The sequence below is a fragment of the Marinobacter litoralis genome (assembly GCF_016427555.1).
GTDB classification, from domain to species: domain Bacteria; phylum Pseudomonadota; class Gammaproteobacteria; order Pseudomonadales; family Oleiphilaceae; genus Marinobacter; species Marinobacter litoralis_A.
The window spans coordinates 358,977-373,020 of the sequence record NZ_JAELVS010000002.1 but is presented as its reverse complement, the minus strand read 5'-3'; the positions used below and the strand labels follow the sequence as shown (position 1 = coordinate 373,020).

The 14,044-nt window shown below is 54.0% G+C and carries 15 protein-coding genes and 1 other RNA gene; 3 read left to right on the top strand and 13 right to left on the bottom strand.

Features of this window, described 5'->3' with window-relative positions; translation table 11 throughout:
- Nucleotides 1-14 precede the first annotated feature (14 nt).
- The 13 genes from JAO79_RS09320 to JAO79_RS09260 form a co-directional block, all read right to left on the bottom strand.
- A complete protein-coding gene (locus JAO79_RS09320; protein WP_199006979.1) occupies nucleotides 15-857 on the bottom strand; it encodes an AAA family ATPase in 843 nt (280 codons plus the stop codon).
- A gap of 30 nt (nucleotides 858-887) precedes the next feature.
- The gene (locus JAO79_RS09315) at nucleotides 888-2,711 is read right to left on the bottom strand and encodes a vWA domain-containing protein (RefSeq protein ID WP_320158953.1); all 1,824 of its coding nucleotides are present in this window, start codon (nucleotides 2,709-2,711) and stop codon (nucleotides 888-890) included.
- A gap of 102 nt (nucleotides 2,712-2,813) precedes the next feature.
- Nucleotides 2,814-3,158 carry a hypothetical protein gene (locus JAO79_RS09310; RefSeq protein ID WP_199006978.1) on the bottom strand — a complete coding sequence of 115 codons (345 nt, stop codon included), beginning with the start codon at nucleotides 3,156-3,158 and terminating at the stop codon, nucleotides 2,814-2,816.
- Nucleotides 3,158-3,604 (bottom strand): YcgN family cysteine cluster protein, encoded by a 447-nt coding sequence (locus JAO79_RS09305; protein WP_199006977.1) that lies wholly within the window; start codon nucleotides 3,602-3,604, stop codon nucleotides 3,158-3,160. The genes JAO79_RS09310 and JAO79_RS09305 overlap by 1 nt, the downstream gene beginning before the upstream one ends.
- Nucleotides 3,601-3,894, bottom strand: a complete 294-nt coding sequence (locus tag JAO79_RS09300) for a YcgL domain-containing protein (RefSeq protein WP_199006976.1) — start codon at nucleotides 3,892-3,894, stop codon at nucleotides 3,601-3,603. Before JAO79_RS09300 ends, JAO79_RS09305 begins: the two co-directional genes overlap by 4 nt.
- A complete protein-coding gene (locus JAO79_RS09295) occupies nucleotides 3,891-5,042 on the bottom strand; it encodes a ribonuclease D (protein ID WP_199006975.1) in 1,152 nt (383 codons plus the stop codon). Before JAO79_RS09295 ends, JAO79_RS09300 begins: the two co-directional genes overlap by 4 nt.
- Before the next feature lie 14 nt (nucleotides 5,043-5,056).
- Nucleotides 5,057-5,659 carry a recombination mediator RecR gene (gene recR, locus JAO79_RS09290; RefSeq protein WP_199006974.1) on the bottom strand — a complete coding sequence of 201 codons (603 nt, stop codon included), beginning with the start codon at nucleotides 5,657-5,659 and terminating at the stop codon, nucleotides 5,057-5,059.
- 35 nt (nucleotides 5,660-5,694) lie between these two features.
- Nucleotides 5,695-6,018, bottom strand: coding sequence for a YbaB/EbfC family nucleoid-associated protein (locus JAO79_RS09285; RefSeq protein ID WP_114333620.1), 324 nt, complete (start codon nucleotides 6,016-6,018; stop codon nucleotides 5,695-5,697).
- A gap of 4 nt (nucleotides 6,019-6,022) precedes the next feature.
- Entirely contained in the window at nucleotides 6,023-7,930 is a 1,908-nt protein-coding gene (gene dnaX, locus JAO79_RS09280; protein WP_199006973.1) for a DNA polymerase III subunit gamma/tau, read from the bottom strand.
- A 71-nt stretch (nucleotides 7,931-8,001) separates the two neighbouring features.
- Complete coding sequence (locus tag JAO79_RS09275; RefSeq protein ID WP_199006972.1) at nucleotides 8,002-9,039, bottom strand: lipase secretion chaperone; 1,038 nt, start codon at nucleotides 9,037-9,039, stop codon at nucleotides 8,002-8,004.
- A 50-nt stretch (nucleotides 9,040-9,089) separates the two neighbouring features.
- Complete coding sequence (locus tag JAO79_RS09270) at nucleotides 9,090-10,034, bottom strand: esterase/lipase family protein (protein WP_199006971.1); 945 nt, start codon at nucleotides 10,032-10,034, stop codon at nucleotides 9,090-9,092.
- A gap of 174 nt (nucleotides 10,035-10,208) precedes the next feature.
- An RNA gene (gene ffs / locus JAO79_RS09265) (signal recognition particle sRNA small type) lies at nucleotides 10,209-10,305 on the bottom strand.
- 80 nt (nucleotides 10,306-10,385) lie between these two features.
- Entirely contained in the window at nucleotides 10,386-11,147 is a 762-nt protein-coding gene (locus JAO79_RS09260; RefSeq protein ID WP_227664481.1) for a 2OG-Fe(II) oxygenase, read from the bottom strand.
- Between the two features lie 106 nt (nucleotides 11,148-11,253).
- On the opposite strand from JAO79_RS09260, the gene JAO79_RS09255 reads away from it, so the two are divergent.
- Genes JAO79_RS09255 through JAO79_RS09245 form a run of 3 tightly spaced genes read left to right on the top strand, consistent with a single transcriptional unit; the run spans nucleotide 11,254 to nucleotide 13,981 of the window.
- Nucleotides 11,254-12,174 carry a D-hexose-6-phosphate mutarotase gene (locus tag JAO79_RS09255; RefSeq protein ID WP_199006970.1) on the top strand — a complete coding sequence of 307 codons (921 nt, stop codon included), beginning with the start codon at nucleotides 11,254-11,256 and terminating at the stop codon, nucleotides 12,172-12,174.
- A 53-nt stretch (nucleotides 12,175-12,227) separates the two neighbouring features.
- On the top strand, nucleotides 12,228-13,043 hold the full coding sequence (locus JAO79_RS09250; protein ID WP_199006969.1) for a lysophospholipid acyltransferase family protein: 816 nt from the start codon (nucleotides 12,228-12,230) through the stop codon (nucleotides 13,041-13,043).
- Complete coding sequence (locus JAO79_RS09245; RefSeq protein WP_199006968.1) at nucleotides 13,043-13,981, top strand: SDR family oxidoreductase; 939 nt, start codon at nucleotides 13,043-13,045, stop codon at nucleotides 13,979-13,981. The genes JAO79_RS09250 and JAO79_RS09245 overlap by 1 nt, the downstream gene beginning before the upstream one ends.
- The last annotated feature ends 63 nt before the right edge of the window (nucleotides 13,982-14,044 follow it).

Below are 14,044 nucleotides of genomic sequence, written 5' to 3'. Positions count from 1 at the left end.
GCTCTTGCCAGCAATCAGTTTCGACGACGCGCCATGAACGCGAGCCTCTGCAGCAGATGCACATCTTGTTCGTTCTTCACCAACGCACCATAGAGCGGTGGCAGCGCAGAGCTGCTGTCTTTTTCCTGCAGTGCTTTCGCTGACAGCTCATCGGCCATCAGCAATTTCAGCCAATCGATAAGCTCGGATGTAGACGGCTTTTTCTTCAGGCCGGGTACTTTTCGGACATCAAAAAATACTTCTAGAGCGTCGCGCACCACTTGCTGCTGCAGGCCCGGGAAATGAACATCCACAATGTCTTTCATGGTGTCATGATCCGGGAAGCTGATGTAGTGGAAAAAGCAGCGGCGCAGGAACGCATCCGGCAGCTCTTTTTCATTGTTACTGGTGATCACAATGATCGGACGATGCTTTGCTTTGATGAACTCCTGGGTTTCATAAACAAAGAACTCCATGCGATCGAGCTCTAACAGCAAGTCGTTCGGGAACTCGATGTCTGCCTTGTCAATTTCGTCGATCAGCAGAATCACTTGCTCTTCCGACTCGAAGGCTTCCCACAACTTGCCTTTAACGATGTAGTTACGAATATCTTTTACTTTTTCGTCACCAAGTTGTGAATCCCGCAGACGCGAAACCGCATCATACTCATACAACCCTTGCTGGGCTTTGGTGGTCGATTTGATGTGCCAGGGAATCAGCTTCATTCCCAGAGACGCCGCCATTTCTTCCGCCAACAAGGTTTTGCCGGTGCCGGGCTCGCCTTTGATCAGCAACGGGCGCTGGAGCGAAATGGCTGCGTTAACGGCCATTTGCAGGTCATCGGTGGCTACGTATTTTTCGGTACCGGTAAACTTCATGTGTCTAATTCCTGTTAGTTACTTTAAAACTTAATCTTTTTTGGTTTTGTCTTCGGGCAGATCGTCGAATTCTGACAGATCAAAATCTTCTAAACCAAATTCTTCGGTGTCGTCATCGAATGACTTCGGCTCTGACTCGATGGTTTCGGTGACCTCGGGAATTTCTTCCGCATCTAGCTCAGGCTCAGGCACCAATTCGGGCACATCTTCTGGCTCTGGCTCTGGCTCTGGAACAGTTTCTTCAAGAACAGGAAGCGCTTCTTCCGGTTCACTCTGCTCCCGTTTTCGAGCCAATATAAAGAATACGGCTCCCACAATGATAACGATCAGGGCCGCAATTGCACCCAACATCCAAACCGGGATTCCCCAGAGCGTCCCTTTTTCGGGTTCATGGATCGGTTGGTCTTTGGTTTCGGGGGCATTCTGCTGGTTTGGCTGCGGCAGCGGCTCTTCGCTGACTTCCGCCACTTCACGTTGCGTACCGGGTTCTGTGGCCGGTTGCATTGCCTGAGCTGACTCAGGCTCAGGATTCTCAACGGTTTCGGGCACTGAAGTGTTGGTGGCATCCTCGCCATCAAGTGACATGGGTTCTAAAGGTTGGCTCAAATCCGGAACCAGAGGCTCCGACACCACCGCAACAGCCGGCTCTTCACCGGGAACAACAAACGTGGTTTCGGCGCTGAACTTACGCGCAAAGGTTCCACCATCGGCCACTACGTCAACGCGATAAACACCTGCCTTCGAAAGCTGCTTCAGCGTGTCACGGTACACTCCATCCTCCGGTGGGGGCCCCGAGGAAAGCACCTTCGATCCCTTGCGGCGATTACCCGCACTAAGAGAGAGAGTTACATCGATCACATCCAGAAAGTTCGGATCGTTCAGCAGCTGGTCGCCCTCATAAAAAGCGATCTCTATCTCTAGCGGTTCTTCCTTGCTGAATTGCGCCGGAATCGGGCCGACGACCATCCTCAGATTGCTCACCACAGTGACCCGGCTCCCCTGCCCCAGCTCACCTTCAATCTTCCATTCCCCCGGCTGAGGGTCTGTGACTGTAATCAGGTCGTACCCCGGTTCTGCCAACCAGCGAACGCCTCCGGGTGCTTCTGAGACGGCAAACAGTTCACCGCCGGGCATGGCCAGGCGAAGCTGACTCTGCTCCGAAGACGGGCCGCCGGTAAAGATCAGCGCGGTAAATTCTTCTACGCCCTCATCAACGGTGAACTGATTTCCTTCCAGTGGGATTTGCGCCTGCGGGGCCAAAGCGTTCAGAGCCTCGGCGAATGCGAGGTTCAAGGCCTCTGCCGAACGCGCCAATCTGAAGGTGCCCCCGGTTTCATCTGCCAAGGTACGGAGAAACGAAACGTCGGCGAATTCCGATAATCCCACCGTATGCACGGTTAAGCCATTCGACTTCAAGGCAGGCAGCATGGTTTCAAGAATTCGGGCTTCCTCGGCACGGCTGGCCGCCTCGCCGGCAGGAATATCCACTTTGCCGTCACTCAACAAGATCAGGTGCGTGTTTTCAAGAGTACCGCCGGACAACCAGTCATTACTGGCTTTCTCTATCGCCAGCCCCAGATTGGTGTGCAAAGCAACGGAATTGATTTGCGCCGAACGCTCAACCGCCGCTTCGCGCCATGCATCATCCACGGAATCGTGGGGAACGAGCATGTTCACGTACTGGCCGAAAGTCCAAACTCCGGCGCCCGCCCCATCGGGAAGCAGCCCCGCCAACAGCCTGACGGCTGGGCGACGAAGATTGTCCGGGTCGGTCTCTTTCATTGAACCGGAAATATCGACCACGACACGCACATCGATAGGCTGTGAACCGCTGGCTTGTTCAGCTACGGACACCTGCCATGGTATCAAGACAGAAAAGACAGCAATAAAAAGCCAGCCTAAACGAATACTTTTCACGGTCGCCCACCAGTTATTATTCGGATCGTTTTTTTGGGGTTATTTAGTCACTAGACGGTATCGGACAAGATCAAGTATCCATACCAACAACATCACCGCGGCGGCCAAACCGAAATTAAAAAGAGCGACGCCCGCGGCATCGATGTCGCCAAGAACCAGTTCGTAGCCCGCGTATAGCCATGCGGGGATCCACCAACCTGCAAGATCAGGGGATTCAACCGGAGTGAGTACTAAAACTGTCAGTGCCGCCAGCAAAAGTGTTCGAAAACCATAGAACGGCAAAAACCGGAACAACGCCTTCATCATATAAAACAGCACGATGAAAGCGGCGGCGTACGCGCCCCAGAAAATGGCGTATGCCAAAGAAGCATCTGCATCAATCATTAGATAACCCAGTGAATAATATGTTCTTCCCATTCCTCTTCCGGCACATCGCCTTCGGAGGTTACTCTACCCTGAATGGACAATCCCGCTTTGCGCACCGAATCCGGATCACCCGACCGAAGCGGATGCCAATCTGCAAGAGGACGGCCTTCGGCAAGCGTTCGATAAGCACAGGTATGCGGTAACCAAGAATACTCAGCAATGGTATCTGGCGTTAACACCGTGCATTCCGGAACCACATCCGACCTTTGAGAATAGACCGTGCATTGGCCGTTTTCGATGTTCATACACCGGCAAACCAGGTCCGTGTGGTACACGTCACCGGTATCTTCATCTTCGAGCTTCTGGAGGCAGCACTGGCCACACCCGTCGCACAAAGATTCCCACTCTGCCGGTGTCATTTCCTGCAGGCGTTTTCGCTGCCAGAACGGGATCTGGGCGCTCATTTTTTATGCTGCTCTACCTTGCGTTTGAAATCGACGATGTAGGTGTCCTGCTCTTCCGGCATTTGCAGGAAGAACCCCTTATCTTTCAGGGCATCCAACACTTCTTTTCCCGTTGTTCGGGCCAACTGCTTTTCGGGTGTCAGCAGAAGATCCATCGCGTGGGCAGGTTGGCCGAAAATAGACCGAAGCGCCTCCGGTAACTCCTGCCAATCCTGGCCTCTGGGGACAAAGATGTATGTATCCATCTTTTTGGTGCTGCGATACACCGATACAAATTCACGGCTGGTCATGGTTTCACAAGTTCCTCAATTTCGCCGGCAACCGGGCCTAACAGTGTGGTGCGCCAACCTTCGAAAAATTCCTGTCCACGCAACGTCTGGTCTTGAATCACTTTCTCTGCTCGCTTCCGAGGAGCAAGAATTTCCAGCGGAATATCATACTCTTCCGCCACTTTCTTGAAGCACTTTTTCACTTGCTTATAGAGCGCTTGCTGGTCCCGTGTGAGTGGCCTTTGAATACTTTCAAAATTCGCAGTATCCGCTTCCTTGCCTGCGCGCACGAGTGCCAACAAATGCTCGCCATAACGTTTTATGATACCGCCGGGTAGGCCCTGGATATCGTTCAGCTCGCCCAGCGAGCGGGGGCACCGCTCTGCGATTGCGATCATCAGAGCATCACTCAACACCCGGTTTCTTGGGCGATCAACCTTGTGGCACTCCAGCTCACGCCAAGCGGCCAAACGCTGGAGCACGGATTGTTGGGCTAGTGTTAAGGTCCAGCCACCGCGAAGTTTCAGATAATGCCGATCAACATCGTCCGGCGCAGCGGCTTCGTCTGCAAACCTGCGAGACTCTTCGGCCAAGGCATGCTCCAGGTTCCGTTCCCGCAACTTTTCCGTTACCCAATTCGCCAGCGGTTCCAGATATCGGATGTCGTCCACAGCGTACCGTTGTTGTTCGGGCGACAACGGCCGTGACAGCCAGTCCGATCGCGTAACCGATTTATCCAGCGTTTCTCCGAACAAAGACTCCACCAGGCGGGCATAGCCTACGGAGAAACCCGCACCGGCGAGCGCAGCGCCGATCTGCAGATCCTGGAGGCCGGCAGGTTCAACTTTCAGCCAGTGCCGGAACAACTCGAGATCCTCACTCATCGCATACAGCAATTTCGGGCGATCGCTATCCGCGAGCATTGTCCGAAAGCGGGCTGACGCTTCCGCTACATGCGGTTCAAGCAACCAAAAATCACCGGCGCCACCTAGCTGAACCAAGCCGGGTATCGGATGAAACGTTGAAACCCGCTCAAACTCGGTATCGAGCGAGACCCGACAACCGGCGGGAAGACTGATCAGCCACTGGTCAAGCTGCTCCGGGGTTTCCAACCAGCGAATGGTTTCCGGCGCTGGCGGAACCGGTATGCCCGTATGGCTTTGATTCATAAATTAACCTGAAATTACTCAGAAAGGGGTTTACGGCCCCGGAAGGCATGCGTGAGGGTAAATCCATCGACATAACCCAGTTCTCCACCCACCGGAATACCGTGCGCGAGACGGGTGATCAAGATGTCCTGACCATCCAAGCGATCAGCAATGTAATGGGCTGTGGCTTCGCCTTCAACGGTTGGATTGGTGGCCAAGATCAGCTCTGTCACACCCTCTTCACGAATGCGCTGTAACAGGCGCTCAATTCCGATTTCTTCGGGGCCAACGCCGTCAATGGGAGACAAATGGCCCATGAGCACAAAATAACTGCCGCGATAGTCGCCCGCCTGCTCTATCGCCAGCAGATCGGACGGGCTCTCGACCACACACAGAGTTCCTGTTCGGCGCTCGGGTTTGGCACAAAGCTGGCAGATCTCGGTATCCGAAAAATTCTGGCAACTCTCACAACGACGAACGTTATCCATTGCCTGATTCAAGGCACCGGCTAAACGAACACCCCCCGACCGGCCACGCTCGAGCAAATGAAAAGCCATACGCTGCGCGGTCTTCTGGCCCACTCCGGGCAAACAGCGAAGAGACTCCACCAATTCATCAACCATCGGGCTGAATGCCATGCATACTCCTCAAACAACAACTAGACCGCGCAGGTTCAGAACGGCATTTTGAACCCAGGCGGCATACCCATACCCGACATCAAACCGGACATTTTGTCTTTCTGGTTCGCTTCTACCCTACGCACCGCATCGTTGACCGCGGCCGCCAGCAGATCTTCCAGAATTTCTTTGTCTTCAGACAGCAGCGAAGGGTCGATATCCACTTTACGAACATCGTGACGGCCATTCATGGTCACTTTGACCATACCGGCACCGGATTCACCCGTAACCTCTGCTTTGGCTGCTTCTTCCTGGGCCTTTTGCATTTGCTCTTGCATCTGCTGGGCCTTTTTCATCAGATCGCCCATATTATTCATCATGCGATTATCTCCTACCTGTCTCTATGGGGCGGATACTTTCTTCGACAACCCGCCCTTCAAACCGTTCAACAATGTTCTGTACCAGCGGGTCCTTTCGAATTGACTCCACCGCCGCCTTCAAGCGAGCAACCCGTTGACGCTCCTCAAAAGCAGCAGGGGTATGTGGACCCGGCTCACCCTCTTCCACCTTTAACTGTGTGGCGTCGCCAAAGCGGGATCTCAAGGCCCTGAGAATTTTTTCTTCATGGCGCTCATTCAGAAGCCGGGCGTGACCTTCTTCCAGCGTTAATACAATCGTCTCACCGTCGCGCTCCATGGCACTGTAGCTAGCCAGATTTCCGGGCATACCGGTAATGTCCAATGTCCGATAATCACGCTCCCACACAAAACCGTCATCGCTGACTGGTGCAGCCAGTTCAATTTCGGGTAGCGCATTGGCTTGGTCAGGCTCGGGCGACGGTTCAGGTTCAGACTGAGCCACATTGGGCGTGGGCTCTGGCTCACCGGCCTCTGCGACAGGCGGCTCAGCAACCGCAACGGGTATCGGTTCCTGAGGTGCTGATGCGAACGCCGGTTCATTCGGATCAGGGTCCCACGGTGGTGCATCATCAATTACCGGAGGCGGTGTTTGTTCCGTAACCGGTTCAGAAGGCGGAGCAGGCCGAGGTTCCGGCACTGAGTCCGGTTTTACCGCTGGCACTGGCTGGGCTTCAGATTGCTCAGATTGAGCAGGTACGGCCTGTGCTCGGGCAGGCTCCGGTTCGGGCTCGGCTCGCCCCGCACTTTCGTTGCCGTTCGACGACACCGCCGGCGGCGCTTTTCGATCAACCCCCGGTCGGAAGGCCAGCATGCGCAGAAGGGTCATTTCAAACCCCATCCGGGCATCCGGCGTAATGGCAAGATCTTTTCGGCCCATCAACGCCGTTTGATAAAACAGCTGTGCATCTTCGGCACTGAGCTTGCGCGCCAGCGCCTGGGCCTGGGCGGCATCACCCATGGCGTTGTCAGCGCTACCCGGCACCACCTGCTCCATGGTGACGCGATGGAACAGCGACAACAGGTCAGCCAGAATAACGTCGTAATCCGGCGCGAAATCAGAAATACGATTGATCTCCGCCAGCAATCCGGGGCCATCCCGTTCGACCAGCGCATCAACAATGCGCTCGATATCTTGCTGATCGATCGTACCCAACATAGTGCTGACATCACTGGCCGCCAGCTTCTGGTTGCCAAACGCGATTGCCTGGTCGGTGAGGCTCAATGCGTCCCGCATACTGCCGTCTGCTGCGCGCGCCAATAACCACAATGCGGGATCCTCGAAGGGAATCTGCTCTTCCGCCAACACCTTCTGCAAATGCCCCACAATATGCTCGGGGGTCATGCGTTTGAGGTTGAATTGTAAGCAGCGAGACAACACAGTAACCGGCAACTTTTGCGGGTCGGTCGTCGCCAACAGGAATTTCACGTGCTCGGGGGGCTCTTCCAGCGTTTTCAGGAAAGCGTTAAACGACTGGTTAGTGAGCATGTGCACCTCATCGATGAGGTACACTTTGTAGCGGCCGCGGGTGGGAGCATACTGAACGTTATCGGTCAGTTCACGCATGTCGTCCACCCCGGTACGGGAGGCTGCGTCTATTTCGATCAGATCGACGAACCGCCCATCCAGGATCTCTTTGCAACTACCGCACTCGCCACACGGATTGGCTGTAATACCCGTCTCGCAATTCAGGCAACGGGCCAACAAACGGCCAATAGTGGTTTTACCAACACCTCGGGTACCGGTAAACAGATAGGCATGATGGAGCCGCTGATGCTCCAATGCGTGTACAAGTGCTTGCAGCACATGCTCTTGCCCCACCATATCTTCAAAGGTACGGGGGCGCCATTTTCGGGCTAAAACCTGGTAGCTCATGATCCGCCAACTGCTCTGAAATCAGGGCTTAACAATAGCATGGACCCGTTGCCAGAAGAAGGATGATCACGCTAGCCTGACGTTTCTGCCATCTTGTCCAAAGCACGAATACGGCGCAATTCGTGCTCTTCGAACATCGATTCCCTCAATAACTGAAGCGCCTCGCTTCGGTCCTGTGGCGCCAAACCTTCACTTTGCATGACCACTTGCTTGCGCCGCTGGTAGTCTGCAACCCGTTTTTGCCACTGCTGCCGCTTCATATCCAGCCCTTCCAGCCTGGCCGTTGCTTCGGCTCCATACCGCTGCAACCGCAAAGCTCGCACCTCTACCTCACTCGCACCCGACTGGCGCAACTGCTGTACACGCTGAACGGTACTAACAACGGTTCTGGAAGTTTCTTTCGATTTTCGAACGTGCTCCGGGAGCTGCTGATCGATCTGAGCCAACGCCCGTTTCTTTTCGTTTGCGCTTAAATTCTCGTCAGCCATCACACGCTGGCGATCTAATGCCAAACGCAGGCGGCGCTCCTCAGCGCCGTAAAAGCCTTCAGCCACATCAGACCCCAGATATTTTCTGCGCATACGATGCACCGCATCAAACGCGGCATAAATATCCTCCGAACCGGATACCGACTGGAGCTCTATCTGCTCCGACGCCTCCCGATAGGCGAGGTATTGATCGAGAATACCAAGCACCTCCGCCTGCACCGCGCTCGGCACGCCGTTTTTTTCCATTACAGCTTGCATACGAAGCTTCATGGCCGGCTCGTGCTCAGGCCCCGGCGCTAAGCCAATAAAAAAATCCATAAAACGGCGGAGGTGCCGATCTAGCACCAGATTACCGTTCATATCGACACGAACCGCACCATCGATCTGGATATCAGCAACGCGCTCGTCTCTTGGCAAAGCTGGAAGTGCCAGTGCTTGATCGGATGAGTTGAATGGAGAAACCGAATTCTGGGGGTGGCGGGCTGAAAAAGGGTTTTGAGCTGCGGAAGCCGCGCGTGGGGTTTCGCTAAGCTCGGTATCCGCGTACCAATAAAACAACCCGGTACACGAAACAACAAAGAGCAGTACACCAAAACAAACAACGATGTAACGCTTACTCATGAACCACCTCGATGGCGGGCCATTGCGGCCCGCTCAGTGTGAACACAAAATCAGAGTCCGAGATTTTTGAGGCGATTGGCCTGCTGCCGATAGAGTTGAACCGGATCGGCCGCGTTGCGCCCAACCAAGCCGAACAATTGGTTCACTTGATCAAGATGGTTATGAGCATAATCAACCCCCAACACCCGCCCCACCTTCATACTGCACGCAGGCACCAAACCATCGGTCGGCTCGTCAAACGCCGGCTTCAACGTTAAAAGTAGTGCGTCACTGGCATCCAGAACGTTGGTCCAGACTTTGTTGCCACCCCACGAGTAATAACGCACACCATCAACAACTTCTTCACCATCGTTCCCGCAGTAGCTTGACGGCAGGCCGGCCGGGAATTGGGCGTTAAATGCAAGCGACCCTTCCGTACTGAGGGATGCGATCGCTGCCCCGGTATCCTGAGGCAGACCACCGCCACCCGAGAAGGTATCGATCAACCCGAAGAAAAAGTTTCCAAGGCCGTCCAATGCGCCATTGTTAGCCAAGTCCGCTACCGGTGTGCCCCAGTTAACACCACCAACACTGGAAACAGAAGCCACAAGATCTGGCCGAACACCGGCTACGTAACGGATTGTCGGGCCACCATGACTGTGTCCAATCAGATGCACCTTTTCGGCACCCGTCACTGCCATATATTCCTCAATCTGAGCCAACAACTGCTCACCACGCACTTCCGAGGAATTGGCGGCAGACACCTGGGGCACGAAAACTTCAGCGCCACTTTCCGTCAGGGCTTCAGGAATGCCGTTAAAATATTCAACGAAACCGAGCAGCTTATTAAAGCCAGACAACCCGTGCACCAGTACAATCGGATGCTCGGTTTGGGTGTAGGTATCTGCACTTTTCCCGAACAACCAATCGAACCATCCGGCAGTAGCAGATTGAGAAGACAAACCAATAGCGAGGGCACCAGCCACGACGGCCAGCTTTCGATTTGAACGTGCCATTTCATCACCTGTTTTATTGTTTTAGTTCAGAATGCAACATATCGAACAGCGCCAACATAACGTACAAACGCACTTCAATTAGCGAACATCGTCACAACAACGAACAGACAATAAGGTCTTAAGAGGCCAAAAGCTTGATGACAGCAGTAACAACAGGAAGGAAATTGGGGGTGACCCCACCAGCAATTCTCCGGCACACAATTCCACCGCTTCGGCTGCTCCCTTCCGGGCCTGACCGGGTTCACGGCTTCATGTTGCGGAGGCACCAATGGGGCCACCATAACGGCGTTTCAGAACATTTCCCTGAAAGCGGCGCAAATAGTATCAGAGAGTTACAGGGACTACAACGCCCTAAAGCGGCAAAGGCACTTCGTCTTGTCGAAACCAACAGGCAATACTGTATCGAGTGCGCCTCGCGGGTAGCACTTCGTGAGGTATGGCTTCACTCAGAAAAAACGCGGCACGACCGCTTTCCGGCCTCAACAAGCCTATTGGCGTCTCCTGATCAACCGCATCGAATATACGCAGCTCCCCGCCGTCTTCGATTCCCCAGTCATCGTTCAGATAGAGCACCAGGCTGATCATCCGGGATGCCCTGCCCTGAAAGCTGTCAACATGCTTCTTGTAGAAATCGCCCGACTGATAGGTGGAGTAATGAGCCTCCTGCCTCTTCAAACTTAAAAACAACCGGCGATTCAACCCCTCACGCACTTGCTCAAAAAAACTAAACAGAGCCGCCTGTGGTGCACTGGCACCATCCATCCAGACAATTTTATCGCGCCGCACACTACGATCTTTCAGCAGATCAGCGCCCCGCCCAATGCCAGCGCGAGTCATGGCCTCCGTTTTGTCGAGGATCTCAACCTCACGCTTTAAATCGCGCAGCAAACCCACTGGCAATCGCGACGCAAGGTCGCACTCCAGCCACCCTGCGCCGGCCAGCGCATCGGCCAACTCATCGAGCCAGGCATCGTCCACCAGAGACTGCACCGACGAAGCGTCTCCCACGCTTTTCGGCTCATCTCCGGCCAACCGATCCATCACCTCACCACCCCGCTCAAGGCGCGGTTCAAGCAACGGCACTACGACACCTTTGGTCACATCTGAATCCATTAACAGCGCTCCGGTAATTTGGGATATTGTATGACTAAAGTCGCCGAATTGGCGCTTTTATTTTAACCTGATAGTACGCAAATGCACCTAAAAAAACGGCATCAGCATGTCAGAACGCAGTGACAAACCTTCTACTACTTTGGCACCCGGCCAATGGTCTTTCACTCGCTGGAAAACCATCGGGCAACTGGAAGCTCTCGAAGTTCAGCACCCGCTGTTTGAAGCAGCAATTACACTTCAGGGAGCACACCTGGTTCACTTCTCCCACACCAACGAAGCTAACTGGCTATGGCTAAGCGAACTCGCACGATTCCAGCCAGGCCGTGCTATCAGGGGCGGAGTTCCCATCTGCTGGCCCTGGTTTGGCGACCCGGCCCGAAACCCACCGGCGATCCGAGCCAACATAAAAACGCCGTCTGCGCACGGCTTTGCGCGCACAGCGCTTTGGCAACTGGAAGATGTGAGTGAAAGCGCGCACGAAGTGGAAATCAGCCTGTCGCTGAACACAGGCACCGAGTTTTCCGGCGCATGGGAAGGGCATGCCTTGGCGCTGATCACATTCCATTTTTCACTGCGCGGCTGCCAAATCGCACTCACTACAACCAACCTTGGCCAAGACCCCCTAGCCTTGAGCCAGGCCCTACATACCTATCTACCTACACCGGACATCACTCACACCCGGCTTCTCGGCCTCGGCAACAGTCAATACATTGATACTTTAGAAAACTGGGAGTACGCCACTCAGGATGGCCCGGTTTATTTCGACGGAGAAACCGATCGCATTTATGAATCCGGCGACGTATTGATCGCAGCAACGCCGGAGCGGCGAACCAAACTCATCGGTTTCGGCAGTGACTCAACCGTCGTCTGGAACCCAGGCCCTGCAAAATCCCAACGACTTTCTGATTTCCCTGAGACTGGCTGGAGGAACATGCTGTGTGTCGAAACGGCCAATGCGGCAGGCGACTATCGAGTATTAAATACCGGCCAGAGCCACACATTGGGCGTATTGATTGAGCGGGGATAATTAATAATTTTCTAACCGCCAGCATGCACCGGGATTCAACACAGGGAGCAGGTATGGGCCTGGCGTCATTTATCAGATCGAAATTGTCTTCTGCGGATGTAAACAGCCAAATTGACCGCATCAAAAAGCCAATTGGAACCTTGGGGTATGACCCTTGGGGCTACAACAACGATTCGGTCAAATTCGGGATGACCCTTACCCGCCACCTTTACGAAAAGTACTTTCGCGTTGAAACCAGTGGCATCGAAAACATACCTGCCGAAGGTCCGGTTTTAATCATCGGTAACCACTCAGGCCAGCTTCCCCTGGATGGCATTCTCGTTGGCCATGCGCTGGCAAATCGCGAGGTGAACCCTCGCTTGCCACGAGCAATGATTGAACGCTTCTTCCCGACTGTGCCATGGCTGGGCAATATGCTGAATGAAGTAGGAGCGGTTCTCGGCGACCCCATCAATTGCGCCAAAATGCTCGAAAACGATGAAGCGATTATTGTGTTCCCGGAAGGCGTCCGCGGGTCCGGAAAACTCTACAAGGACCGGTACCAACTTCAACGCTTCGGCAACGGCTTCATGCACCTAGCCATGAAGTACAACGCGCCTATCGTGCCGGTGGGCGTAGTTGGTTGCGAAGAGACAATCCCGGCCATTGCCAACATCAAACCGCTCGCGAAAGCACTGGGCGTGCCTTACGCGCCTGTAGCCCTGCCCTTCGTTTTACCCGCAAAAGTGCATCTTAATTTCGGCAAGCCGATGTATTTCGACAGCAACGAAATTCCGGAAGAACAAGTCACCGAGCGGGTCGAAGCCGTTAAATCAGAGATTAACCGACTCATTAATAAAGGTCTGACCGAGAGAAAAAGGCTGTTCTGATGTCAAAAAAAACCAGACCACAAATTCTTGTTACCGGCGCTGCGGGCACACTGGCGCAGCAGGTCATCAACCGATTGAGTGCCACCTGCGATCTGGTCGCTGTGGATTTCCGCGAAAAAGTCGATTTGGGCGATTCCATACCCAGCTACTGCATCGACTTCAATAAACGCGTTTTTGAAGATTTGTTCCGCCGATACCAGTTTGATGGCGTGATTCATCTGGGCCGGGTGCAATCGAGCGAACTCACCCGAATGCGCCGATACAATGCCAACGTTCTGGGCACCCAAAAGCTGCTGGACTTGTCCCAAAAATACGGCGTTAAGCGGGTTATTGTCTTATCCACTTATCACGTATATGGCGCGGTGGCCTACAACCCCGCACTGATCGATGAATCCGCACCTCTGAAGAGCGCAGGCCTGAGCGCAGATTTGGTCGATTCGGTGGAACTGGAAAACCTGGCCAACCTGTATTTGTGGCGCTACCCCGAACTGAACGTGACCATTTTGCGAGCCTGCAACATTGTTGGCCCCGGTGTGCGCAATACCATGAGCCGGCTGCTCAGCAGCAAGGCGGCACCGGTTCTGGCAGGTTTTTCACCAATGATGCAATTCATTCATATTGACGATATGGCCGATGCCATCACACTGACGTGGCAGAAAACCACAAAAGGTGTGTTCAACGTAGCCCCGCATGACTGGGTTGCCTACCAACAGGCCTTGAAGCTTTGTGGCTGCACCCGCATCCCCATTGTTTCAGTTCCGCCGGTGCTACCGAAAACCATCGCACGGATTCTCAAGCTTCGGAGCTTTCCGCACTATCTTCTGGCGTTTTTTAAATACCCTGTCGTCATCGATGGCAGAACATTCGCCAAAGAATTCAATTTCGAGCCCAAACGTTCGTTGACGGAAATTTTCCATTATTATCGGAATCACAAATAACAGTGTGATCCACGCAGCTAAATTGGCAATTAAAAGGGGCGCAAACGGAGGTTCACAGCTATT